Source organism: Bradyrhizobium sp. PRIMUS42 (assembly GCF_023006515.1).
Classification (GTDB): Bacteria; Pseudomonadota; Alphaproteobacteria; order Rhizobiales; family Xanthobacteraceae; genus Bradyrhizobium.
Map to the genome: position 1 here is coordinate 1 of NZ_JALBGZ010000042.1, position 20,748 is coordinate 20,748.

The window sequence follows — 20,748 nt, forward strand, 5'->3', positions numbered from 1 at the left end:
CTGCTCGGCAAGGCTGCCGAGACCAACGCGGAAGCGCAGTTCCAGCTCGGCCTGATGCTCTCCGAAGGCGCAGGCGGTGCGAAGGACGACGCCGCGGCGCGTGTGCTGTTCGAGAAGGCGGCCGCGCAAAACCATCCCGGCGCGCTGGAGCGGATGGGAGCCTTCGCGCAGGAAGGCCGCGGCGGGCCGAAGGACAAGGACGCCGCGAAAGCCTATTACGAGCGCGCCGCCGCGCTCGGCGACGAGGATGCCAAGAAGGCGCTGGAGCGGCTGCGCTGCCCCTACGCGATCAAGGACAAGCAGGGCAAGCTTGTCACCACGCTGTGCTTCTGAGCAGAGCCAGTGATCAGAGCCAGGATTTGACGGAACCCGGCTCGCGCGTACGCCGTTGATGTCCAGACACATGGGAGCACGGACATGATCCGCAAACTGGCGTCGGGCGAATACCGCCTTTACTCACGCAAGGTGAATCCGAAGACCGGCAAGCGTCGCAACCTCGGGACCTTCAGGAGCCGTGCGGCAGCCGAGAAGCACGAGCGCGAAGTACAGTATTTCAAGCGTCACTGACGCCTGATGAGCCTTGCGGCAAACAATAAATGCGAAAACAACCCCAAGCACAGTAGCCAAGCCCTTGAAATCGCTGCTTGCGGATTAAGCGAAATGGATGGTTGACCCGTCGGCTAAAACAGGGGCATGATGGCATCGTGGCAGCGGGGGTCCCGCAAGGCCCCTGCGCGGAAAAGCCGGCTGGCCGAGCTGCGGCGGCAATGCTAGGTAGCCCGCGATTCTTTTCCGATTTTGCGGGTTCATGGCGTTGCTCGACGGACTCTACAAGGTTGAATACGGCGTCAACGATGCGTTCGGGCGCAGCATCATGTGCCTGCATGACGGCAAGATGCTGGGCGGTAATTCGGGCTTCGCGCATCTTGGCACCTACGCCGAGCAGGGCGGCGAGATCGTCGCCGAGGTGATTACCGAACGGCATAACCACGATCCCAACTACAAGCCGCTGATGGGGGCGGACGTCGCCTCGATCGGGGCACGCGGCCGGCTGGTCGGGAACGAGATCCGTCTTCAGGGCAGTGCGAACACGATGCCGGGCGCCAATTTCTGGGCCAATCTCACGCGGCTCGATGATGGGGCGCTGCCGCCGCGCGGCACGATCGGGCAGGGCGGCATCGCCAACGGGCTCTACGGGATGAGTCTGCGCGCGCTTGATGGTGTCGAGGCCGGCCTCTCCGGCGTGATGCTGCTGATCGACGGGCGCATCCTCGGGGGCGATGCGTTCTTCTACTATCTCGGCTCCTATTCCTCGGCGGACGGCCGCTGGAAGGGCGAGATGCTGAACCAGGAGCACACGCCGGCGAAAGGCGAAAACCCGGTCTTCGGCGGCTTCGAGGTCGGGATCGGATTCTCCGGAGCCTGCACCGCGGATAGCGGCGAGCTCGAAGGCATCGCGCTCGCCGGCAAGCGCAGCCTGCGGCTGGCAGCCTCGCTCAAGCTGATGCGGCGGGCGTAGGACTGGTACAAAGAAGGGGCAACGCGAGTCCCCCTGACATGAAGCAGGCCTCACGCTTCGACCTCGACCAATGTCAGCAAGTTCCCCGAAGCCGACCTGAAGCAAAATCTCAATTCCGCTCGCTTTTTGGCGTCACCTAAGGCCATCGGAGCCGGAGTTCTCTGGCGACAGATGGCTGGTCACCAAGCGCAAAACGCGGAGATTGATCAATGCCGAAGCATTACGAAACGCCGGAGCAGCGTGAAAAGCGAGAACTCGACGAGGAACTGGATCGGCAATTGCAGCAAACCTTTCCCGCCAGCGATCCACCGAAAATCACTCGCGGTCCAACCAAACGAGCGGCGCGGAGTTCGACTGTCCGCAGCACCGAGGAACGGCGCTAAGTCTGCCAGACATGCCGCCGGACCACGGGCCATGCTACTGTCAGGGCGAACACGCGCGGCCTGCGACCGTGCCGGCCGACACCTGTGGGGACGGGCGCGACCAGCACAGTCGACTTCAGTTATGATCTCCTGGCGATCGCCGGCGATCCTGATGGACACGGGAGGACTTGCGGTCCCACCCGTGAGCGCAGGCCTCAGGTGTGCGTTGGACCTTCTATCCGGGAGCGATCGTCCGATTCCGCCCCCCTGAGTTCGGCGGGAGGAACGACCAGGACGTCCACATTCAGGGACCGCAGGACTTCTTCCGTTACGCTGCCGATCAGCGCCCGAAGCAATCCGGATCGGCTGTGCGTCCCCATCACGAGCAGGTCAGGCCGCTTCTCCTCGACGGCACGGGTTATGACCTGCATGGGTCCGCCTTCGTCGATGCGAAGCGACCATCGTCGCGTGTCGAACTCATTGGTCACGAGAAAACTGGTCAGTTCCTCCATCGCTCTGTGACGCTCGCCCTCGACATATCCGTTGATGACGGCGGTGCTCGCACCAGAGCTGATCAAGCGCGTCTTGCCCATGGGCGAGAAGGCGTGGAGAAGCGTTGGTCCGTCATCTTCCAGGAGTCCGGAAGATAGTGCGACGCGAATTGCGTCGGCCGACGCTTTTGACATGTCGACCGGCACCAGAACCCGTTCATAGCGCCGCTGAGCCTCATTGTTCACCATCAGCACGGGATATCTTCCTCCGCGAATGACCCGTTCGATGGTGGTACCTGTGACGATATCGCGCAGAAACTGCTTGCGATGAGCCCCCATCACGACGAGATGCGCGCCGGCTGTTGCGGCCGCGCGCGATATTCCGTCGACGGGATGGCCCTTGATCACGGTCGGATAGCAGCTGACATCACGCAGCTCCGGCACGGCGCTGATCTGCTCGATCAGCACCCGATGTGCCTCGCGCTCTTCCATGTGGACGAGGTCAGCTGGCCGATCATCATCAACCACGTGGACAAGGTGCAGCTCAGCATGCTGGACGCGAGCCAGGAGGCCAGCCTGCCGCAGAGCGCGATGTGAGCGCGTGGAGAAATCCGTTGCAGCAACGATGTTCATGTCAGGACCTCATATTGGCCAGCGATGGCGGGAAAGCGCTACCAACGGTGGCAATTCGATTGGTATGGGAACGGCCTATGAAACGCGCGGACCCGCCGCGAGATGTGCGCGGGCTATCGTGTGGCGATCGAAAGCAACGGTGTACACGGCGGCGCGAGATGACAAGGCACCTTCCGTCGTCACCTTTTTTCATCGTGAGGAATCGGTGGTGGGCGGCGCGCAAATGCCGCGCGGAATCCGTCGGGATCAAAAATCCAGATGAACATGATCCACGAGGTCAGGACGAACAGCGCAAAAAATACCGACATGAGGAACTCCCGGCTTGGTTCAGAACCCTTGAGGTGCCGCGCCCGGGCGATGTGGAATCGCCCGGGTTACCGGCCGATCAGCAGCCGGTTCCCACAAGTTCGGTTTTGAAGCAGGTCGGTCATCATTGCCTCTGTTTGGGACCGCCTCAGCGCATCGCACCGCTGAAAGCTGCGGCGAATTCGCGCGCGAGCCCAGCATCATCAACGCACTAGATGTAGGCATGCGCGGCTCGAGATCAAATGCGACATTTAGCCGGCCTTGGCCGATCTGCGGAGCTGTCTGGAATCAGCGCGCGGCTTGCGAGCGAGGCCGCGTGCCTCGCCCTAATCGTTCTCTGGTTCGCCGACCCGCGCATTCCGTTCGGCAGTGTCGCGAAATCGGGCTGCACCCACCAGCACCGTCAGCGCAATAGGCGTGGTCACGACGCCAAATCCCACAATCAGGATTTCATGCAACACCGGTCTGCTCTGCAGGACCGAGAAGTAGAGCATTGAAGCGACTGCGATGAAGAGAGTGCCGAGCGTCGTCCCTAGCGTTGGCGCATGGACCCGTTGGTAGAATGTGTTGAGCCGCAGAAGACCGAGCGAACCGATCAGTGTGACGGAGGCGCCGAGAAGTAGGAGAACCGCCGTGAGAGCGGCAGCCCAGGGCGGCAATTGTTCGATGCCGTTCATTCGATCACCTCGCCGCGGAGCAGGAACTTGGCCAGCGCGACCGTGCCGACGAAACCGAAGACCGCCATGGCCAAAGCCGCCTCGAAATAGAGCGTTTCGCCGGATCGGATCCCGAACGTCAGAAGCAGCAACATCGCGTTCACGGACAATGTGTCGAAGCCCAGGACGCGATCCTGTGCCCGTGGCCCGAGAAAGATGCGGAAAGCACCGCAGCCGATAGCAAATCCCAGGAGGACCTGCGCGGCAACGAGCGAGTAGAACAGCACGAGCTGGCTCATTCGAATATCTCCAGCAGATGGCGTTCGTAGCGGTCCTTGATGGTGCGGATCCACTCGCCTTCATCGACGAGGTCCAGAACATGGATCATCAATGAACCTTTCTGAGCATCGAAGTTCACCCACAGCGTGCCGGGGGTCGATGTAATGATGCAAGCCAACCAGGCCAGCCCGTACGGATTGCGCATGTCGAGAGGAACGTTCACGAACCCCGACCTTCGGTCTCGCCGTCCGAAACCGAGAACGATCTGCCCAACCGCAAGATTTGAGCGGAAAATGTCGACCGCCACCAGTCCCAACAGTCGCAGCATGAGGCCGGGTCGTCTAAGGCGCGTGTCCGGTAACTCCAGCACGGTGAGAATCCGGCCGCCGACGAGTGCGATGACACAGCCGAGGAGGATGTGTCCGAACGTGGCGGCTTGATTGAGCAGCAGCCATAGTGCGAGCAGGCAGAAGCTTACGATTGGAAAGGGCAGGAAGCGTGTCATTTGCCGTCCGCCTTTCGGCTGCCTGGGGCGCCGGTCTCCAGGACGTCGCCGACGTAGCCGGCCGGCGCGTGCAAGGATTGCGCCGTGGCCTGCATGAAACGGATCACGGGACCGGCCATGACCGTTTGGGCAGCGCAAACGATCAGCAGGAACATGACCGGCGCCATCTCGATCACGCGCACGCGCGGCACGGTGCGATCGGGCGAGGCCCAGAAGATGCGGATTCCCGCGCGTGCCATCGCAATCAATGTCGCGAAACCGGACAGGATCAGCACCACGAGAAGCGCCCATCCGCTGCCGGGAACGGCACCGCTCCGATGCGCGTCTGCTGGGTTGAGAGCCGCAGCGAGCAGCGCGAATTTGGCGATGAATCCGGACAGCGGCGGGAGCCCGGCGATCACCAGGGCGCAGCCGATGAAAGCGACGCCGAGCAACCCCATCGTCGCTACGATGGCGATGCCGACATCCTCTTCCGCTTCCTCAGTCTCGTCTTCTTCTTCTCCATAGGCTTCCCGGGTGACGGCGATCACGTCCGCTCCAGGTTCGCGGCCTCGCTCGATGAGTTCGACGAGAAGGAAAAACGCGCTGATGCCGAGCGTCGAGCTGACGAGGTAGAAAAGCGCACCACTGGTGACGCCGACTTGTCCCATCCCCGTCGCGGCGAGCAAGGTACCGGAGGATACGAGCACCGAAAAGCCGCCGAGCCGGGCGGTGTCCTGCGACGCCAATGTGCCGATCGCACCGAAGACGATCGTTGCCAATCCACCCCACAACAACCAGTCGCTGCCGAAGCCGGCCGATGCGCCGGTGCCCTCGCCGAAAAGCAACAGCGATAGTCGAAGCACGATGTACACGCCGACCTTCGTCATGATCGCGAAGATCGACGCCACCGGCGGACTTGCGGCTGCATAGGCCGTCGGCAGCCAGAAGCTCAGGGGCCACATTCCGGCCTTGAGCAGGAAGGCGACGGCCAGCACGCCGGCGCCGGCTTCGAGCAGGCCGCGGCTCTCCGCAGCGATCTGCGGCATCCGCGCCGCAAGATCTGCCATGTTGAGCGTCCCGGTGACGCCGTAGATCAGGCTGACCCCGATCAGAAACAGCAGCGAGGCCGCCAGGTTCACGACGATGTAATGCAGCCCCGCCTTCACCCGTGCAAGGCCGGAGCCGTGCAGCAGAAGGCCATACGATGCCGCCAGCAATAGTTCGAAGAAGACGAACAGGTTGAAGAGATCGCCCGTGAGAAAGGCGCCGTTGAGGCCCATCAGGAGGAACTGAAACAAGGAATGGAAATGCGCACCCGCTCGGTGCCAACGGGCAAGAGAGAACACAGCCGAGGCCAACGCCAGGACGTTGGTCAGGAGCAGCATGAGAGCGGACAGCCGATCGAGAACGAGGACTATTCCGAAGGGAGCAGGCCAATTGCCCAAGCGATAGACGATACTGGTTCCTGCATCGGACATTCCGAGCAAGATCACCGCGATGCAAACGAGTGCAACGGTTCCGGCGATGTTGAGGCCGGCCACGATGGCCCGGTGCCTTTCTCCGTTGAGCAGCAGCATGCCGGCACCTGCCAGCAGCGGCAGGATGATTGGCGCGATGATCAGACCCGCAGCGCCGCTCACGCTTCCGGCTCCTGACCGTCCACATGATCGGTCCGTGCCAGGCCGCGCGATGCGAGGAGGACCACCAGGAACAGCGCGGTGGTCGCAAAGCTGATGACGATCGCAGTCAGGACGAGGGCCTGCGGGAGCGGATCAGCATACTTTGAGGCATCTCCGATCTCCTTTGCGATGAGCACCGGAGCCCCGGTCCGCACGCGTCCCATGGCCACGATGAAGAGATTGACGGCGTAAGAGAGCAGCGACAGTCCGATGATGACCTGAAACGTGCGCGGCCTGAGAATGAGCCACACGCCGGACGCCGCAAGTGTACCGATACCAACCGCCAGCACGATCTCCATCAGACCAGTTCCTCCTTAGACCGCTCACCCGCCAGGCGTTGGCCGGTCTGGAGTGGAACTCCATAACGGCGCAACGATTGATGCGCGATCGCGATGAGCATCAGCACCGTGGCGCCGACCACGAGCGAGAACACGCCGATGTCGAAGAGGAAGGCGCTGGCCATGGGAACGCGGCCGACCAGAGGCAGCTCGGCATAGGCAAAGTAGGAGGTCAGGAAGGGGTATTGGACAACGCAGGCGGCGGCTCCCGTAGACCCTGCCAGCAGGAGCCCGAAGCCCATCCAACGCACCGGCAAGACGTGGAGACGGGCTTCCACCCATATCGTGCCGCGAGCCATGTACTGCAGGATGAACGCGGTCGCCATTGCGACGCCGGCCACGAAGCCTCCGCCGGGAAGGTCATGCCCGCGCAACAGCAGGAAGATCGCCACGACGCCGATCACCGGAAACAGCAGCCCCATCATCAGCGCGGCAGTGGCCGTCGTATCTCTCTTGGTGTCTCCCTTCTGTCGATCTGGATGCGCCTCGTCGTGGGTATCCTGAGCATGCTGCTGTTCGGGGACGGGAATGCTCTCGGGCGCCGGACGGAAGCGGCGCAAGAGCGCGTAGACGGTCAGTGCAACGACCGCAAGCACCGTGATCTCACCCAACGTATCGAACCCGCGGAAGTCCACCAGGATGACGTTGACCACGTTGGTTCCGCCACCCTTCGAATACGCGTTCTCGACGAAGTATCGCGAGATGCTATCGGTATCCGGGAGCTGCATGGCCGCCAGCGCGAGCGTGGCCAGCCCGATCCCGACGAGGAGCGCGATGACAAAGTCACGGACGCGATGCCATCGAATCCTGCCGGCTGCCTTGTCCGAGTTGGCTGGCGAAACGCGTTTCGGCAACCATCGCAAGCCGAGCAAGAGGAGGACCGTCGTGACCGTCTCGACGACGATCTGCGTCAGAGCAACATCGGGAGCGGACAGCCACACGAAGCTGACGCAGGTCACGAGACCAGCGGTCCCGAGTAGTATCAGCGCGACGACGCGATGGTATTTCGCCTGGACCGCAGCGCCGATGGCGCAAGCGCCGCCTACCGCCCAAAGCAATCCAAAGACGAGGTCGAATTCGGGGCCCAGAGGGTTCGCCAGCATGATGCCGCGTGAATAGAGGGGCAGCAGAGCAGCGAGGAACGCTGTGCCAGCCAGGACCCTCAGCTGTGGCTGGAGATGTCTCGTCCCGAGATTGCTCGCAAGCCATCGTGCGAGGCGCCAGGACAATGCCACCATCATCCAATCAAAAATCTGCTTGCCGCTGAAGCGGCTGAGCAAGGGTGGTCCCTCGTGGGTGAGCAGGTAGGAGCGCAGCATCGCATAGACGGCCACCCCACCGACCATCGCGAGGATGCTCATCAGCAGCTCGGGGGTAAAGCCATGCCATATGCTCAGACTGTATTCCGGCATCTTGGAGCCGAGAACGGCCTGAGCTGCAGTATCGAGAATGGGTGCAACGGTTAACGAGGGGGCGATACCGACGACGACACATGCGAGCACGAGAAGCTCGGCCGGAAATCGCATCAGGAGCGGGGGCTCGTGAGGCGTGCGTGGAAGGCCGACCGGAGCGGGGCCGAAGAACACGTCGCGAATGAACCGCAACGAATAGGCAACGCTGAAAGTGCTCGCGGCGGTGACGATATAGGGAAGCGCTTGATCGACGAGCGAGTTGTCGTGCATCTCGATGGTTTCGGCGAAGAACATTTCCTTGGAGAGGAATCCGTTCAGCAACGGCACACCCGCCATCGAGCCGGCGGCGACCATGGCCAAGGTCGCCGTGATCGGCATGAACGTCCATAGACCGCTCAAGCGGCGAATGTCGCGCGTGCCGGTTTCGTGATCGATGATGCCCGCGGCCATGAAAAGCGATGCCTTGAATGTGGCATGGTTCATGATGTGGAAGATGGCCGCGATCTGCCCAAACGGAGTATCGAGGCCGGTCAGGAGCGTGATCAAGCCGAGATGGCTGATCGTCGAGTAGGCCAGAAGCCCCTTCAAATCCTGCTGGAACACGGCGAGAAACGCGCCCAGGAGAAACGTGATCAAGCCGGCCGATCCTACCAGCCACAACCACTCGTTCGTTCCACCGAGAGCCGGCCAGAGCCTGACCAAAAGGAACACCCCGGCCTTCACCATGGTTGCTGAATGGAGATATGCGGATACGGGTGTTGGAGCCGCCATCGCGTGCGGCAGCCAGAAATGAAACGGAAACTGGGCGCTCTTGGTCAGGGCTCCGAGCAGGATCAGCACGAGTGCGGGGACGTAAAGCGCATGCGAGCGGATCGCGTCTCCGGAAGCCAACACCTTGTCCAGGTCATAGCTGCCGACGATGTGACCGATCAGCAGCACGCCGGCGAACAGGCAAAGTCCACCCGTCGAGGTGATCACCAGCGCCATTCGCGCGCCGTCCCTTGCAGCCGAATTATGATGCCAGTAGCTGATCAGCAAAAATGAAAACAAGCTGGTTAGCTCCCAGAAGAACACCAGCTGCAGCAGATTGCCGGAAAGCACGATCCCCAGCATGGCCCCCATGAACGCGAGCAGGAGGGAAAAGAAGCGCGGAACGGGATCGCTGGGCGACATGTAATAGCGGGTATACAGCACCACCAGAAAGCCGATTCCGGTGACCAGCATGGCGAAGGCCCATGCGAAGCCGTCAAGTCTCAGCACAAACTCGAGTCCGACCTCGGCAACCCACTCCGTCCGCCACCCGATGACGCCGCCATTCGTCACGCCTGGATAAGCCGTGGCTGTGAGGACAAAGGCAGCAAGTGCGACGCCTCCGGCGAGCCACGCCTCGGCATTGCGCGCATTGACCCGCAAGAGAGCCGCAATAAAACTTCCGACGAAAGGAAGAATGAGAACGGCAAGGAGGAACATCGCGTTCGCTGCCCAAACTGCAAGGTGGAGGATATGTTTCGCTGGCCCGATTGCTTAGCCGAGGCAGATAGATATCTCCACCGCTAGATTGGTCAGCGTTGTGATGTCCGAGTGAGAAGCCGCTATCCTGCCTGGAACCACTCGCGAGGCACCCGCTCTGCAATGGAGCGGTTCATATCCAGTGGGGAATGCCGATCGCAGCGACAAGTGCGGCCGCGAGAGCGTTGAGTAGAAGCCGCAGAGCGCGATCGCCCGCCAGCCACTTATCTCGCGCGTCCGGTGTCATTGGCAGGTGGCGGAGTGGCGTCGCATTTGCCGGCCGCCATCCGTTGTTCCACTGTGGGCAATCCGAACTATAACCATGTCCAGTCAAATTGCGGCTCACATTCACGTCAAGCTGGCGCATGGCCCGATGGGAGCGACAGGATGTCGCCTGCAGCTGCGCGGCGGCACATGTGCCTTTCTCTTTGTTCAGCACGTCGAGCCGCTGTTTGACACGTTCCATCCAAAACGATTCGGCACGCTCGATACTTCGCGTTGCGCAGCACTGTGCGGTTTCGCCGCAATGTTGTCATCGCGCCTTGGTGCGTAATGTCGTGCCCTGCGAGGCGTGCGGCCTCACGCCGAAGTATTTTTCGCAGAACGAGTCGACGCTCCGACCGAAGCGACGGAAGACTCTTGGTCATGCCAGGCGACGCAGGGGCGGGCGTCGCTGCAAGAGGTCATATCCGCAGGGCGGACAGCCGTGCGACGAGGAATTCGATGGCGGCGCGTACCCGTCGAGGCGTCGCGCCCGCTCCTCGCTTGGGCCAGACAATCTGCAGCGGGATAGGCGGCGGCTCGTGGCCGACGAGGATTTGCTCGACGATCCCCTGATCGATGAGCCTGCGAACCTGCCAGAGCGGAGCGAGCCCGATGCCAAGACCGGACGCGACGGCCGCGTTGCGCGCTGCTGCACTTTCCGATCGAAATCGTCCATGAACTTCGACGCGCCGCCTCTTGTCACCGAAGGCCCATCGGTCGTCATCGCTCGCGCGCAACACGCACTCGTGGCCGGAAAGGTCTCGCGGATTCTCGGGACGACCATGAGCGGTGAGATAGGCCGGTGAAGCGAACACGGCCCAGCTCAGTCCACCGAGCTGCCGAATCCGCAAATTCGAGTCCGGCAGGTTGCCGATGCGAACGGCAAAATCGAGCTTCTCGGCGACGAGATCGACACGCTCGTCGGACAGCACAAGTTCGAGATCGATCTCCGGATTCCGCGTGAGGAATTGACTCAGGATGGGAGTCACATAGTCAGGGCCGAACAGGCTCGACGTGCCCACGCGGATGGTGCCGGCAAGCCGCCGGTCGCTGGCAAGCAGGTCTTCACGCGCAGCGTCGATGGTCGTGAGCGCGAAGCGTATGCGGCCGGCAAATTCGAGGCCCGCTTGTGTCGGATGCAGGCGCCGCGTCGTTCGCGAGACCAGCTCCATGCCAAGATCGCGTTCAAGTCGCGCAAGCGAACGGCTGACCGACTGCAGCGATCGACCGAGACTCGTTGCCGCGGACGTCAGGCTGCCCTCGTCAATGATGGCCAGAAATACCGCGTAATCAGCAAGTGAGGCCAGCTAGGATCTCCCGAAAAGTGAGATAATCTATCCACATTTGCGGTTATTATCATCACAAGTGTGATGTGTTGTGAATGGGCCTGCAATGAGGAGGACCATTCCATGACGAAACCAGACAATCGCGCGGCAAAAGCCCCTCTGGCGGCTTTGACCCCTCTCTATGGCGACCCGATCACGCTCGACGAGGCGACGCGCGTGGCCGATGCGGCGCGTGCCGAGGCGGAGCGTCACGGCTGGCCCATGGTGATCGCCGTCACCGACAGCGGCGGCCATCTCGTCCTGTTGTATCGCCTCGATCAGGCGCAGCATGGCAGTGTGCTCGTGGCGCAGCAGAAGGCGAAGACAGCCGTCGACTTCAGGCGGCCGACCGGCGCATTCGAATCCGCGCTGGCGGAGGGTGGCCTTCACTGGCGGCTGCTTGGCATGACCAACCTGACGCCTCTGGAGGGTGGCCTTCCGATTCTGCGCGACGGCAGGGTGATCGGGGCGATCGGAGTTTCGGGCATGCAGTCGACCCAGGATGCGCAAGCCGCCTCGGCAGGTCTTGCGGCCTTCGGTGCCTGATGGCTCCGGCATCGACCGGCCACGCGGCTCCGTGCAGACGACAACGGCGGAATTCCGTACCCGCCGGGCTTCCCCTTGGGGGCGGCATGGCCTATGACGCTGCAACGCAAAAATCCCCAAAAAAGACCTCATGATCCGCCTCGACAACGTCAGCAAGCAAGCCGGCCACCAGATCCTGTTCATCGAAGCCTCCGCCGCCCTGAACAAGGGCGAGAAGATCGGCCTCGTCGGGCCGAACGGTGCGGGCAAGACCACATTGTTCCGGATGATCGCCGGCGAGGAACTGCCCGACGAGGGGCAGGTTTCGACCGACCGCGGCATCACCATCGGCTATTTCAACCAGGACGTCGGCGAGATGAGCGGCCACAGCGCCGTCGCCGAGGTGATGAACGGCGCAGGTCCCGTCAGCGAGGTCGCAGCCGAGCTGCGCGAGCTCGAGGCCGCCATGGCCGATCCTGACAAGGCCGACCAGATGGACGAGATCATCACCCGTTACGGCGAGGTGCAGCACCGCTTCGAGGAACTCGACGGCTACGCGTTGGACGGCCGCGCGCGCGAGGCGCTGTCCGGTCTCGGCTTCAGCCAGGAGATGATGGACGGCGACGTCGGAAAACTCTCCGGCGGCTGGAAGATGCGCGTGGCACTGGCCCGCATTCTCCTGATGCGCCCCGACGTCATGCTGCTCGACGAGCCGAGCAACCATCTCGACCTAGAAAGCCTGATCTGGCTGGAAAAATTCCTGCACGACTACGAAGGCACGCTGCTGATGACCTCGCATGACCGCGAGTTCATCAACCGCGTGATCTCCAAGGTGATCGAGATCGATTCCGGCTCGCTCACGACCTACACCGGCGACTACGAATTCTACGAGCAGCAGCGCGCGCAGAACGAGAAGCAGCAGCAGGCCCAGTTCGAGCGCCAGCAGGCCATGCTCGCCAAGGAGATCAAGTTCATCGAGCGCTTCAAGGCGCGCGCCTCTCACGCAGCTCAGGTGCAGAGCCGGGTCAAGAAGCTCGACAAGATCGAGCGCGTCGAGCCGCCGCGCCGGCGCCAGAGCGTGGCGTTCGACTTCCCGCCGGCGCCGCGCTCGGGCGAGGACGTCGTGGCGCTCAAGAACGTGCACAAGGGTTACGGCTCAAAGCGCATCTATGACGGGCTCGATTTCATGATCCGTCGCAGGGAGCGCTGGTGCGTGATGGGCGTCAACGGCGCCGGCAAGTCGACGCTGCTCAAGCTCGTCGCGGGCGCGAGTGAGCCTGATGAGGGCACGGTGGCGGTCGGCGGCAGCGTCAAGATGGGCTATTTCGCCCAGCACGCGATGGATTTGCTCGACGGCGAGCGCACCGTGTTCCAGTCGCTGGAGGATCAGTTTCCGACGGCGGGGCAGGGATCCTTGCGCGCGCTCGCCGGCTGCTTCGGCTTCTCCGGCGACGACGTCGAGAAGCGCTGCCGGGTGCTGTCGGGCGGCGAGAAGGCGCGGCTGGTGATGGCGAAGATGCTGTTCGATCCGCCGAACTTCCTGGTGCTGGACGAGCCGACCAACCATCTCGATCTCGCCACCAAGGAAATGCTGATCACGGCGCTGTCGGATTTCGAAGGCACCATGCTGTTCGTCTCGCATGACCGGCATTTCCTGGCGACGCTGTCGAACCGCGTGCTGGAGCTGACGCCGGAGGGCATCCACCAGTTCGGCGGCGGCTACACGGAGTACGTCGCGCGGACCGGGCAGGAGGCGCCGGGGCTGCGGAGCTAATCGCTGCTCTTGCCCGCGATCTTGGCGATCGCCTCGATCTCGTTGGTCCAGATGCCGCCGGAATAGCCTTGCGGCAGCCGCGCGAACGCGTCCGGCGTATCGATGCCGGCGGAGAACTCGCCGCCACTGTAGGGACCGAGCACGAACACGGCGCTGTTGGCGCTGTTCATCCGTGCGAGGAAACGATCGGGCCAGCCCCATAGCCAAGGCGCGGCGTTGATCGGTACCAGCACCATCGCGTTGCGGCAGGCCGCCGGGACCCGGCCGGTCCAGCCATAGCCGATATAGCGGATCACGCAGCTTCGAATGGCCCCGCGTGAGATCGTGCGGACATCCGGGGTGAGGCGACGGATCGCGTCGATCGGCTCGTCGCCGCCATAGACCATGACCATCCGGCGCCGCTCGGCCGGCTGCGCGTTCAGCAAGCCGGCGAGCTTTTCGCCTTCGTCTGGGTCGCGGCTCTTCACATTGATGAGGAGCTTCTTGTCGGGGAAGGTGGCGAGTACCTCCGACAATGTCGGCATCATCCCGACGCCCTTGCCGCGGAACGGGAATGTCTTGCCGCCGTCGGCGGTGTAGCCGTAGCCGACGTCGAGCGTCTTCAGCTTTGCCATGCTCTGCGCGCGCGTGACGCCGTGGCCGTCGGTCCGGCAGTCGAGCGTCCAGTCGTGGAAAACGGCGAATTCGCCGTCGGTGGTCGGGTGCACGTCGAGCTCGACGACATCGGCGCCGGTATCGAAGCTTGCGCGCATCGAACGCAGCGTATTTTCCAGATAATCGTGCGTCGGCGGCAACATCCGCGTGGCCGTGCAGGTATCGTTCTTCAGGTCGCGCTCGTCGAAGCGTTGTGCCATGCCGCGATGGGCGAGCAGCACCGGCTTGCCGCTCTGATGCAGGGCCAGAAGACTGGTGTTGTTGAAATAGACGCCAGCTGCGACGGCAACCATGATTGCCGTGATCACTCTCAGTTTCCTGCCCACCAGACATTCCTCATTCCACGATCAACATCTCCGGTATTTGAGGTTGATTTGCGGCACGCCGCGCATGAGAGGCCGCTGCGCCCAGCACCTTGAATGCCCTAACTCCGTTCGCTACGCTTTTGCAAAAAGGGAGCGAAACAATCATGAAGCAACTGCGGATCGGCGACATCACCATCGATGCGGTGATCGAGCGGGAGGGGCCGTGGCGCCGGCCGCAGGATTTCTTCCCTGCCTATGACGAGGCCGTGTTCGCTCGCCATCTGCCGACGATGGAGCCGGAGGTGTTCGACGCCGCGCGCGGCATGATGGTGATCACCTATCAGACCTTCGTGGTGCGCACGCCGCGCTACACCATTTTGGTCGACACCTGCACCGGCGAGGACAAGGGCCATCCGCCGCCGTTCGATTTCCCCGGCAAGGAGCGCTGGCGCAACGAATTGTTCGCGCTCGGCATCTCTTTCGAGCAGATCGACTACGTGTTCTGCACGCATCTGCATATCGACCACACCGGCTGGAACACGACCTTGCGCGACGGCCGCTGGGTGCCGACGTTTCCGAACGCAAAATACGTCTTCCACAAGCTCGAATACGCTGCCTGGGAGGCCGAGCACGCCAAGGGGAGCAATCCGCCCGGCACCGTGTTTCGGGACAATTGTCTGCCTATCGTGGAAGCGGGGCAGGCGCTGCTGGTCGACGACGACTACGCGCTCGACGACACCGTCACGCTGACGCCGACGCCGGGGCATTCGCCCTGTCATTGCTGCGTGAACATCTTTTCGAAAGGCCAGCGCGCGGTGGTCGCGGGTGATCTCATGCACCACCAGATTCAATGCCGCGAGCCGGATTGGTCGGCGAGGCCCGATTGGGATCCGAAGCAGTCGGCGGTCTCGCGGCGAAAATTCTTCGGGTCCGTGGCGGACACCGACACGCTGATCCTGCCGGTGCATTTTCCGGCGCCGACGGTAGGATGGATCAAGCCGCTCGGCGGGGCGTTCGATTATCGGTTCAGGCGGGACTAACTCCCTCCGTCATGGCCGGGACAAGCCCGGGCATGACGAGTTCGTGGAGCGATTGTTCGCTAAGGAAGCAGCGCCTTACGCGCCGACTTCGCACTTCTTCATAAAACTGTTCTTGGCGGCGCCGGCGAGCGGCTTACCGTCGGCGCTGACGGCCTTGGGCGTGCAGGCGTCGGCCTTGCACTTCTTCAGGAACGAGGTCTTGGCGGCGCCGGCCAGCGGCTTGCCGTCCTTGCCGACGGCCTTGCTCTCGCAGGTTTCTTGCGCGAAGGCCGAGCCCGCCGCAAAGGTGGCGACGATCGCAGCCAGGAAAATCCGCTTCATCATGGGTGTCTCCCTAAACCAGAAATGGCGGACGGATTGGAGCCGGGAATCGTGGCGCAATCAAGCAGGATCATGGCCTGTCGTGCGGTCCGCCCGGCGATTTTTGCAGTGGGAGTTCGGTCGGCCTGCAGCCTGTTGCAGTGCTCGCTGACGGCAGTGGGCCAGCCTGCTAGGCTTGGCCAGCTTAGCTGGACGGAGCATCGTGATGGACGCCGTGATCCCGAAACACCAGGAAGCCGCCGACCAGCACTCTCACCTGGTTCGGCCTCAAGAGATGGAATGGCAGACAACGCGCTTTCCGGGGTGCGAGGCCAAGACGCTGCTATTCGACCGCCGCACGGGTCTGATGACCGCCTTGATGCGCTTTGCGCCGGGATCGGTGCTCCCAGACCACGAGCATGTCGGCATCGAGCAGAGCTACGTCATCGAGGGCGCGCTCGTCGACAAGGAGGGGCCGGCCAAGGGGATCGCCTGCAAGGCCGGCGAATTCATCTGGCGCGAGGCCGGCAGGCGGCACGCCGCCTGGTGTCCGGACCCTGATCCTGGCGATCTTCCAGGTGCCGAACAAGTTCTTTGAATCCGACGGCCGCGTCGTCGACGCCGCCGGTCACGATTGGAACGAAACCTGGGGACACGCCGGCGCGTAGCGTTGAGTGAGTCCTGTAGCCCGGATGGAGCGCAGCGTTATCCCGGGCCAGATCAACCGCATCGCTCGACCGCCCACGTGGCAGGAATCCCGGATTTCGCTGCGCTCCATCCGGGCTACGGATGACCCACCTCGTGGCAAGCCCTATGCGCCACGCATCAGCAGCGCCTTGAAGTCGGCCCGCGCGCGCTGCGCCTCGGCGCGCGCGACGTCTGAGGCATCGCCCATGCCGAAATAGCCGTGGATCAGGCCGGGGCCCTCATGGTGCTTCACGCGCACCCCGGCGGCCTCCAGCGCCCGCGCATAAGCCGCGCCTTCATCGCGCAGGGGATCGAACCAGGCGGTGGTCAGGATTGCGGGTGCGACACCCGCGAGAGATGCCGCGCGCAGCGGCGAGACGCGCCAGTCCGCAGCGTGGCTGGGATCGGCGAGATAATGGCCGCAAAACCATTCCATCGTGGCACGCGTCAGGAAGTAGCCCTCGGCATTCTCGTCACGCGAGGGATAGCGCGCGTTCTCGCGCGCATCGGCATAGCCGCCGAGGACGTCGGTCACGGGATAGACCAGCAGTTGTGCGGCGAGCTTGATGCCGGCATCGCGGCAGGCAATCGCCGTGGTCGCAGCAAGATTGCCGCCGGCGCTGTCGCCGGCAACGCCGAGGCGTTTTACGTCGCCGCCAAATTCCGCGACGCGGTTGAAGATGTCATTCACCGCAGCGAAGGCGTCGTCGAAGGCGCCGGGGAAGCGCGTTTCAGGCGGGCGTCGATAATCGACGGAGACGACGACCGCGCCGGTCTCGATCGCGAGGTTGCGCCCCTGCCGGTCGTGGGTTTCGAGGTCGCCGGCCACCCAGCCGCCGCCATGGAAGAACACCACGGTCGGCGCGGGCGTGGTGCCGACGCGGTAGACACGTGCGTCGAGCGGGCCGGCGCCGCCTTTCACCTTGATGTCCTGGACGCTATCGACAGGCGGTGGCGGGATGGCGGCGCGCGAAGCAGCTAGTTGGCGCAAGGAATCGCGGGCGCTCTGTGGCGTCATGACCGTGGGATCGCGCATCGGCATGAGCGGAATGATCTGGGCGATGAAGGGGTCAAGTGGCGCGGCCATAGCGGCTCCTCCAGGGTTCTTGGTCTTGCTTGCGGGGTAGCATAGATTTTGCCCGCCGCATCGGCAACGGGCAGTGTGCCGCAACGCCGGACGAGCGGGCAGGGAGGTTCACGAGTGGAATTCGAAACGCTGGTCCAGTCGCGCCGCAGCGTGCGTGGCTTCAAGAACGAGCCGGTGCCGCGCGCGGTGATCGAGGCGATCATCGAGAGCGCCAAACGCGCGCCATCGTCGATGAACACCCAGCCCTGGCATGTCCACGTGCTGACCGGCACGCCGCTCGAAGAGGTGCGCCGCCGCAACATGGAGGAGATGGTCGGCGGGGCCAAGGTCAAGCGCGACATCATCAGTCATGGCGAGTACCAGGGCGTGCACCGCACGCGGCAGGTCGACGTCGCCAAGAAACTGTTCGGCGCGATGGGGATCGCGCGCGACGACAAGCCGATGCGGCAGGATTGGGTGTTGCGTGGCTTCCGCCAGTTCGACGCGCCGGTCTCGCTGGTCTTGACCTACGACCGCGCACTCGATCCCGGCGCGGTCTGCCATTTCGATCTCGGGGCGCTCTGCTACGGCATCGTGCTCGCAGCGTGGGATCGCGGCCTCGGCTCTGTCATCAACGGGCAGGGCATCATGCGCTCCGACATCGTGCGTGAGGTCGCGAAGATTCCGGAGGACGAGGTCATCATGACCTGCGTCGCGATGGGCTACCCCGACGACGGCTTTGCTGCCAACGCCGTTCGCTCGGACCGCGAGCACAATGGAGAGTTCGTGCGTTACGTGGGTTTTGCCGATTAGCAGGACGAAGAGGAGATTATTCTCTGGCGGAAATTTTTGGTGTGGACTCCTTGCTGCCACTTGCAATCTCGAAGGGGCGGGAGGAACAATATGCAGACTGTGAGGTTTGTTGCTGGCGCGAGGGAATTGACATGCGGCGGCTGGCTAGCCTGGTTCGACGGTTATTCGGTCCGCGAATGCGGCACCCGATCGATGATGATCCAAGTCTTCCTTTCACACCCGAAGAGTTCGGCCGGCTGATTCGCAGCGGCAGACGCGAGGACATGAGGCTGCTGGCGGAAGGGCTGGCCTGCCGCTCCATTCCGCGCCGCGCCAGATATCGCGCTACGCATTAGGCCGCGTTCGAGACGGGTCTGCCGCGCTCACCGCGTGAGCGCGACCTGCTTGAATGAGTCGACCAGCGCCTTTTCCAGCTTCGTCTTCATCCCGCAAGGAACGTTGTAGGCCTCCCCGCGCGGCATGGTCGGCTTGTAATGCCGATGCTCGATCAGCGCCGCGAAAATGTCCGAGATCGTCAGAATCCGCACGATGTCGCCAATGCTCTCGCCGCAGAGCGCATCGGGATAGCCGCTCCCGTCGAGGTACTCGTGATGATGGCGAACGGCGTCGAGAATCTCCGACGAGATCCCGTCATGCCCCTTGAGAAATTCGTAGCCGGCGGCGAGTCGCTCGCCTGCAACGGTGAATTTATCCTGGAGGGTATTGGCGTGGCCGCACACGCGCTCAAGCTTTAAGATTTTGAAACGTCAGCGGCGGGCTTGCACGGCTGCGCAGCGTGGTTCGGGAGGTGCTGACGGAGGCGTCCGACCCGGTCGAGGCACCGGAGCTTGCATTGAAGGGCGCGGCGATGAAGGACTCTCTGCTCGGAGACGTTGACGATGCCTTCGAAAGCGTCGTCTTGTCCCGCTGGAACCTGCGGCCCAACGACGAGCGAAGTTTCAGAATGTTCCAGGACATCCACGCGCTGCTCGCTTAGGACCTCTCGCAGCCGATCTACGGCGAGGAGATCGCGCAAGCTCGGACTGTCCAGTTCGGCGAGACGCCGTCGCGAACGCTCGACCGCGGACGCGGGCGATAGCTCGACAAATCGAGGGCGGCGAACGCCGGTTTCGTGCTACCGTCCGGCTATGAGCAATCGCATTCTCGTCCTCTACGGTTCCTATCGTTCCGACCGCATGGGCATCCGCCTTGCGAATTTCGTCATCAATCGGCTGCGCGGCCGCGGCGAGGACGTCGAGTTCATCGACGCCAAGGCGATCGGCCTGCCGATGCTCGACCGCATGTACAAGGAATATCCCAAAGGCTCGGCGCCCGAGGCGCTGGAGAAGCTGGCCGAACAGATCCGCGGCGCCGACGGCTTCGTCTTCGTCACCGGCGAATACAATTGGGGCATCCAGCCCGGCCTGAAGAATCTCACCGATCACTTCCTCGAAGAGTGGTTCTGGCGCCCGGCGGCAATCGTGAGCTATTCGGCTGGTCGGCTCTCGGGCGCGCGCGCCGCCACCGCCTGGCATGGCACGCTGTCGGAGATGGGGATGGTGGTGGTCTCGAGCACCATCGGCGTCGGCCCGATCGCGCAGACCCTGTCCGAGGACGGCGAGCCGATCGGCGAGGGCGGCAAGGCACTGGAGCGCTCGTTCCCGCGCTTTGCGGATGATCTCCAATGGTGGATTGAGGCCGGGAAGGCCCAGCGGGCGCGGAAAGCGCCGCCGTATTGACGGTCCCGTAGCCCGGATGGAGCGCAGCGCAATCCGGGGCGGTGCCGATGACGTCAGAAATCCCGGATTTCGCTGCGCTCCATCCGGGCTACGAAGCTGCTCTTACGCCGCCCTGACCTCGCCGAGGAAGCGGTCGAACTGTCCGGCGAGATCGCGCGACTGGGTCGAGAGCTGCTCGGCGGCGACCTGCACTTCCCTGGCGGCGGCTCCCGTATCGTCGGCGGCACGCTGCACGCCGGAGATGTTGGTGTTGACCTCCTGGGTGCCGCGGGCGGCCTCCTGGACGCTGCGGGCGATCTCCTTGGTGGCCGAGCCCTGTTCCTCGATCGCCGCGGCAATCGCGGTGCCGATCTGGTCGATCTCGCCGATGACGTCGGCGACGTTGCGGATCGCGGCCACGGTCTCGTCGCTGGCGGTCTGGATCGCCGTGATCTGCTCGGAGATTTCGGTGGTGGCCTTGGCGGTCTGGCCCGCCAGCGACTTCACTTCGGAAGCAACCACGGCAAAGCCGCGGCCGGCATCGCCGGCGCGGGCGGCCTCGATGGTCGCGTTCAGCGCGAGCAGGTTGGTCTGCTCGGCGATGCTCTGGATCAGCGTGACGACGTC

Annotated in this window: 24 protein-coding genes and 2 pseudogenes; 12 read left to right on the plus strand and 14 right to left on the minus strand. The window is 63.4% G+C overall.

All coding sequences use genetic code 11. The annotated features are described in order from the left end of the window. The 4 genes from MOV75_RS06605 to MOV75_RS06620 form a co-directional block, all read left to right on the plus strand. On the plus strand, positions 1–333 hold a 333-nt coding region (locus tag MOV75_RS06605; RefSeq protein ID WP_369010443.1), incomplete at its 5' end, for a tetratricopeptide repeat protein. A gap of 84 nt (positions 334–417) precedes the next feature. After that, positions 418–567 carry a hypothetical protein gene (locus MOV75_RS06610; protein ID WP_007591825.1) on the plus strand — a complete coding sequence of 50 codons (150 nt, stop codon included), beginning with the start codon at positions 418–420 and terminating at the stop codon, positions 565–567. Between the two features lie 247 nt (positions 568–814). Next, positions 815–1,519 (plus strand): hypothetical protein, encoded by a 705-nt coding sequence (locus tag MOV75_RS06615; RefSeq protein ID WP_246922278.1) that lies wholly within the window; start codon positions 815–817, stop codon positions 1,517–1,519. A gap of 209 nt (positions 1,520–1,728) precedes the next feature. Further along, entirely contained in the window at positions 1,729–1,902 is a 174-nt protein-coding gene (locus tag MOV75_RS06620; protein ID WP_246922251.1) for a hypothetical protein, read from the plus strand. Between the two features lie 194 nt (positions 1,903–2,096). Here the strand turns inward: MOV75_RS06620 and MOV75_RS06625 are convergent, their stop codons facing one another. The 8 genes from MOV75_RS06625 to MOV75_RS06655 all read right to left on the minus strand — a co-directional run bounded on the left by MOV75_RS06625 (position 2,097) and on the right by MOV75_RS06655 (position 9,632). Continuing rightward, positions 2,097–3,005: a universal stress protein gene (locus tag MOV75_RS06625; protein WP_246922253.1), complete on the minus strand. Its 909-nt coding sequence runs from the start codon at positions 3,003–3,005 to the stop codon at positions 2,097–2,099. A gap of 179 nt (positions 3,006–3,184) precedes the next feature. Continuing rightward, the gene (locus MOV75_RS42435) at positions 3,185–3,313 is read right to left on the minus strand and encodes a hypothetical protein (RefSeq protein ID WP_258719527.1); all 129 of its coding nucleotides are present in this window, start codon (positions 3,311–3,313) and stop codon (positions 3,185–3,187) included. 324 nt (positions 3,314–3,637) lie between these two features. Then, positions 3,638–3,988 carry a monovalent cation/H(+) antiporter subunit G gene (mnhG, locus tag MOV75_RS06630; protein WP_246922254.1) on the minus strand — a complete coding sequence of 117 codons (351 nt, stop codon included), beginning with the start codon at positions 3,986–3,988 and terminating at the stop codon, positions 3,638–3,640. After that, the gene (locus MOV75_RS06635; protein WP_246922256.1) at positions 3,985–4,266 is read right to left on the minus strand and encodes a K+/H+ antiporter subunit F; all 282 of its coding nucleotides are present in this window, start codon (positions 4,264–4,266) and stop codon (positions 3,985–3,987) included. Before MOV75_RS06635 ends, mnhG begins: the two co-directional genes overlap by 4 nt. Beyond that, positions 4,263–4,751, minus strand: coding sequence for a Na+/H+ antiporter subunit E (locus MOV75_RS06640; protein ID WP_246922259.1), 489 nt, complete (start codon positions 4,749–4,751; stop codon positions 4,263–4,265). The genes MOV75_RS06635 and MOV75_RS06640 overlap by 4 nt, the downstream gene beginning before the upstream one ends. After that, complete coding sequence (locus MOV75_RS06645) at positions 4,748–6,373, minus strand: monovalent cation/H+ antiporter subunit D (RefSeq protein ID WP_309486799.1); 1,626 nt, start codon at positions 6,371–6,373, stop codon at positions 4,748–4,750. Before MOV75_RS06645 ends, MOV75_RS06640 begins: the two co-directional genes overlap by 4 nt. Further along, a complete protein-coding gene (locus MOV75_RS06650; RefSeq protein WP_246922261.1) occupies positions 6,370–6,711 on the minus strand; it encodes a Na+/H+ antiporter subunit C in 342 nt (113 codons plus the stop codon). Before MOV75_RS06650 ends, MOV75_RS06645 begins: the two co-directional genes overlap by 4 nt. Then, entirely contained in the window at positions 6,711–9,632 is a 2,922-nt protein-coding gene (locus MOV75_RS06655) for a monovalent cation/H+ antiporter subunit A (RefSeq protein ID WP_246922263.1), read from the minus strand. The genes MOV75_RS06650 and MOV75_RS06655 overlap by 1 nt, the downstream gene beginning before the upstream one ends. Before the next feature lie 361 nt (positions 9,633–9,993). Between MOV75_RS06655 and MOV75_RS06660 the strand changes: the two genes are divergently transcribed. Beyond that, the gene (locus MOV75_RS06660; protein ID WP_246922266.1) at positions 9,994–10,224 is read left to right on the plus strand and encodes a hypothetical protein; all 231 of its coding nucleotides are present in this window, start codon (positions 9,994–9,996) and stop codon (positions 10,222–10,224) included. Positions 10,225–10,354: 130 nt separating this feature from the next. Here MOV75_RS06660 and MOV75_RS06665 read toward each other — a convergent pair whose 3' ends face one another. Beyond that, positions 10,355–11,242 carry a LysR family transcriptional regulator gene (locus tag MOV75_RS06665; RefSeq protein ID WP_247005251.1) on the minus strand — a complete coding sequence of 296 codons (888 nt, stop codon included), beginning with the start codon at positions 11,240–11,242 and terminating at the stop codon, positions 10,355–10,357. A gap of 102 nt (positions 11,243–11,344) precedes the next feature. Between MOV75_RS06665 and MOV75_RS06670 the strand changes: the two genes are divergently transcribed. Together MOV75_RS06670 and MOV75_RS06675 are read left to right on the plus strand one after the other, a co-directional pair. Beyond that, positions 11,345–11,806 carry a heme-binding protein gene (locus tag MOV75_RS06670; RefSeq protein WP_246922272.1) on the plus strand — a complete coding sequence of 154 codons (462 nt, stop codon included), beginning with the start codon at positions 11,345–11,347 and terminating at the stop codon, positions 11,804–11,806. A gap of 130 nt (positions 11,807–11,936) precedes the next feature. Next, positions 11,937–13,559: an ABC-F family ATP-binding cassette domain-containing protein gene (locus MOV75_RS06675; protein WP_246922274.1), complete on the plus strand. Its 1,623-nt coding sequence runs from the start codon at positions 11,937–11,939 to the stop codon at positions 13,557–13,559. Here MOV75_RS06675 and MOV75_RS06680 read toward each other — a convergent pair. After that, positions 13,556–14,506: a glycerophosphodiester phosphodiesterase family protein gene (locus tag MOV75_RS06680; RefSeq protein ID WP_247005252.1), complete on the minus strand. Its 951-nt coding sequence runs from the start codon at positions 14,504–14,506 to the stop codon at positions 13,556–13,558. The two genes, MOV75_RS06675 and MOV75_RS06680, sit on opposite strands and share 4 nt — an antisense overlap. Positions 14,507–14,682: 176 nt before the next feature. On the opposite strand from MOV75_RS06680, the gene MOV75_RS06685 reads away from it, so the two are divergent. After that, positions 14,683–15,558: an MBL fold metallo-hydrolase gene (locus tag MOV75_RS06685; RefSeq protein WP_246922276.1), complete on the plus strand. Its 876-nt coding sequence runs from the start codon at positions 14,683–14,685 to the stop codon at positions 15,556–15,558. 75 nt (positions 15,559–15,633) lie between these two features. Here MOV75_RS06685 and MOV75_RS06690 read toward each other — a convergent pair whose 3' ends face one another. Next, a complete protein-coding gene (locus tag MOV75_RS06690) occupies positions 15,634–15,882 on the minus strand; it encodes a hypothetical protein (RefSeq protein ID WP_038970146.1) in 249 nt (82 codons plus the stop codon). Positions 15,883–16,084: 202 nt separating this feature from the next. Here MOV75_RS06690 and MOV75_RS06695 point away from each other — a divergent pair. Then, positions 16,085–16,526, plus strand: a pseudogene (locus MOV75_RS06695) (cupin domain-containing protein). A 143-nt stretch (positions 16,527–16,669) separates the two neighbouring features. Here the strand turns inward: MOV75_RS06695 and MOV75_RS06700 are convergent. Further along, positions 16,670–17,632 carry an alpha/beta hydrolase gene (locus MOV75_RS06700; RefSeq protein ID WP_247005249.1) on the minus strand — a complete coding sequence of 321 codons (963 nt, stop codon included), beginning with the start codon at positions 17,630–17,632 and terminating at the stop codon, positions 16,670–16,672. Positions 17,633–17,746: 114 nt separating this feature from the next. Here MOV75_RS06700 and MOV75_RS06705 point away from each other — a divergent pair, with 114 nt between their 5' ends. Beyond that, positions 17,747–18,424, plus strand: a complete 678-nt coding sequence (locus MOV75_RS06705) for a nitroreductase (protein WP_246931196.1) — start codon at positions 17,747–17,749, stop codon at positions 18,422–18,424. A 362-nt stretch (positions 18,425–18,786) separates the two neighbouring features. Here the strand turns inward: MOV75_RS06705 and MOV75_RS06710 are convergent. Beyond that, positions 18,787–19,086: pseudogene (locus MOV75_RS06710) on the minus strand (HD-GYP domain-containing protein); the annotation flags it as partial. Between the two features lie 113 nt (positions 19,087–19,199). On the opposite strand from MOV75_RS06710, the gene MOV75_RS06715 reads away from it, so the two are divergent. Both MOV75_RS06715 and MOV75_RS06720 read left to right on the plus strand, forming a co-directional pair. Continuing rightward, complete coding sequence (locus tag MOV75_RS06715) at positions 19,200–19,400, plus strand: hypothetical protein (protein WP_246931195.1); 201 nt, start codon at positions 19,200–19,202, stop codon at positions 19,398–19,400. A gap of 151 nt (positions 19,401–19,551) precedes the next feature. Next, positions 19,552–20,142 carry an NADPH-dependent FMN reductase gene (locus MOV75_RS06720; protein WP_246931194.1) on the plus strand — a complete coding sequence of 197 codons (591 nt, stop codon included), beginning with the start codon at positions 19,552–19,554 and terminating at the stop codon, positions 20,140–20,142. 102 nt (positions 20,143–20,244) lie between these two features. Here MOV75_RS06720 and MOV75_RS06725 read toward each other — a convergent pair. Then, the coding region (locus MOV75_RS06725; RefSeq protein ID WP_247005250.1) for a methyl-accepting chemotaxis protein at positions 20,245–20,748 on the minus strand (504 nt) is incomplete at its 5' end.

Bases quoted from the DNA above. Each gene is read 5' to 3' on its own strand.
- MOV75_RS06610 (WP_007591825.1), top strand. From the start codon at position 418: ATGATCCGCAAACTGGCGTCGGGCGAATACCGCCTTTACTCACGCAAG.
- MOV75_RS06620 (WP_246922251.1), top strand. From the start codon at position 1,729: ATGCCGAAGCATTACGAAACGCCGGAGCAGCGTGAAAAGCGAGAACTC.
- MOV75_RS06625 (WP_246922253.1), bottom strand. From the start codon at position 3,005: ATGAACATCGTTGCTGCAACGGATTTCTCCACGCGCTCACATCGCGCT.
- MOV75_RS42435 (WP_258719527.1), bottom strand. From the start codon at position 3,313: ATGTCGGTATTTTTTGCGCTGTTCGTCCTGACCTCGTGGATCATGTTC.
- mnhG (WP_246922254.1), bottom strand. From the start codon at position 3,988: ATGAACGGCATCGAACAATTGCCGCCCTGGGCTGCCGCTCTCACGGCG.
- MOV75_RS06635 (WP_246922256.1), bottom strand. From the start codon at position 4,266: ATGAGCCAGCTCGTGCTGTTCTACTCGCTCGTTGCCGCGCAGGTCCTC.
- MOV75_RS06640 (WP_246922259.1), bottom strand. From the start codon at position 4,751: ATGACACGCTTCCTGCCCTTTCCAATCGTAAGCTTCTGCCTGCTCGCA.
- MOV75_RS06650 (WP_246922261.1), bottom strand. From the start codon at position 6,711: ATGGAGATCGTGCTGGCGGTTGGTATCGGTACACTTGCGGCGTCCGGC.
- MOV75_RS06655 (WP_246922263.1), bottom strand. From the start codon at position 9,632: ATGTTCCTCCTTGCCGTTCTCATTCTTCCTTTCGTCGGAAGTTTTATT.
- MOV75_RS06660 (WP_246922266.1), top strand. From the start codon at position 9,994: ATGTCCAGTCAAATTGCGGCTCACATTCACGTCAAGCTGGCGCATGGC.
- MOV75_RS06670 (WP_246922272.1), top strand. From the start codon at position 11,345: ATGACGAAACCAGACAATCGCGCGGCAAAAGCCCCTCTGGCGGCTTTG.
- MOV75_RS06675 (WP_246922274.1), top strand. From the start codon at position 11,937: ATGATCCGCCTCGACAACGTCAGCAAGCAAGCCGGCCACCAGATCCTG.
- MOV75_RS06680 (WP_247005252.1), bottom strand. From the start codon at position 14,506: ATGGTTGCCGTCGCAGCTGGCGTCTATTTCAACAACACCAGTCTTCTG.
- MOV75_RS06685 (WP_246922276.1), top strand. From the start codon at position 14,683: ATGAAGCAACTGCGGATCGGCGACATCACCATCGATGCGGTGATCGAG.
- MOV75_RS06690 (WP_038970146.1), bottom strand. From the start codon at position 15,882: ATGATGAAGCGGATTTTCCTGGCTGCGATCGTCGCCACCTTTGCGGCG.
- MOV75_RS06700 (WP_247005249.1), bottom strand. From the start codon at position 17,632: ATGGCCGCGCCACTTGACCCCTTCATCGCCCAGATCATTCCGCTCATG.
- MOV75_RS06720 (WP_246931194.1), top strand. From the start codon at position 19,552: ATGAGCAATCGCATTCTCGTCCTCTACGGTTCCTATCGTTCCGACCGC.